Annotated in this window: 1 protein-coding gene and 1 pseudogene; both read left to right on the forward strand. The window is 64.6% G+C overall.

Features of this window, described 5'->3' with window-relative positions; genetic code table 11:
• Window positions 1-320 (forward strand): annotated as a pseudogene (locus EN964_RS34550) (cell wall hydrolase); the annotation flags it as partial.
• 227 nt (window positions 321-547) lie between these two features.
• Complete coding sequence (gene recR / locus EN964_RS34555; protein ID WP_027039603.1) at window positions 548-1153, forward strand: recombination mediator RecR; 606 nt, start codon at window positions 548-550, stop codon at window positions 1151-1153.
• Window positions 1154-1416: the final 263 nt, after the last annotated feature.

Genomic DNA, 1416 nt, shown 5'->3' on the forward strand with positions numbered 1-1416 from the left:
CCGCCGAGCCGGTGCGTCCGGCCAAGCCGGCGACCGTCCGGTCCGTCCCTGCCCAGCAGACCTATATGACCGCGGCCGCCGCGCCGACCGCGAAATCCGCGCGTGTCTCGGCGGAGCCGACGGTGGTGGCGATGCAGGAGCCGATGGAGGAACCGGATGCCGCCCGTTTTGGCGGAACCTTGAACACAAGGACAAGGGTCATCTCCTCGGTCGAGGACGCGCCGCAAGAGGCGTCTATGGGATTCCAGTCGACGCCTGAGAACACCGACGCTGTCGGCGCGATGATCGTCAGCCAGGGCCGGCCGCTCGAAGCCAACTGATCTGCGCTCTATGGTCTGTCCAATGGTCCGCCCGGCTAATATGGTGGTTCATGCGGATGCGGGATGTTCCAAAGCGCTCTGAAAAATCCTGGAGCGGTTCACCGTTTCGCGGAAACGGTGAACCGCTCCAGCTTTTCGTTTTGACGCAATTCCCAAGGGAAAGCGCTTCGCGCTTTTCCCGGGAAAACCGCTTCGCACTTTTCCTGGAATTGCTCTAGATCAGAGCGATGTCGAAGCGAATCGCCGGTCCCGAGATCGAACGTCTGATCCAGCTCCTGGCCAAGGTGCCGGGGCTGGGTCCCCGGTCGGCCAGGCGTGCGGCCCTTCATCTGATCAAGAAGAAGGAGCAGCTTTTGTCGCCGCTGGCCGCCGCCATGGCCGAAGCGGCCGACAAGGTGCGCATCTGCTCGACCTGCGGCAATGTCGACACATCGGACCCTTGCATGATCTGCACCGACCCGCGCCGCGATGCCGGCACCATCATCGTCGTCGAGGACGTCTCCGACCTGTGGGCGCTGGAGCGCGCGGCGGCGATGAATGTGCGCTACCACGTTCTCGGCGGCACATTGTCGCCGCTCGACGGCATCGGCCCCGACCAGCTCAACATGCGGTCGCTGGTCGACCGCGTCGCCGGTGGCGAGGTCAAGGAGATCATCCTCGCCGTCAATGCGACGGTGGAGGGCCAGACGACCGCGCATTACCTCACCGATCAGCTGTCCGGCTTCGACATCAAGGTGACACGGCTCGCGCATGGCGTGCCGGTCGGCGGCGAACTCGACTATCTCGACGAGGGCACGCTGGCCGCGGCGCTGCGCTCGCGGACGGCGTTTTGACAAAGTTGCGGCAGAGGATGCGGGTCATGATTTTTGCGCGTCCACCAAGGCTGGTGCCAAACACCCCCCTCTGTCCTGCCGGACATCTCCCCCTCAAGGGGGGAGATTGGCTGGCGGCTCAGCTTTCGATAATCACCCACGTTGCGGGCAGAGCGCCGCCCGTGAAGCTGCCGATCTCCCCCCTTGAGGGGGAGATGGCCGGCAGGCCAGAGGGGGGCGCGCCAGAACGCGGCCTTCGCCAGTTTTGTCTTGCATTCTTACTG

Origin of the sequence: Mesorhizobium sp. M7A.F.Ca.CA.001.10.2.1 (assembly GCF_003998575.1) — a bacterium.
Taxonomy (GTDB): Bacteria; Pseudomonadota; Alphaproteobacteria; order Rhizobiales; family Rhizobiaceae; genus Mesorhizobium.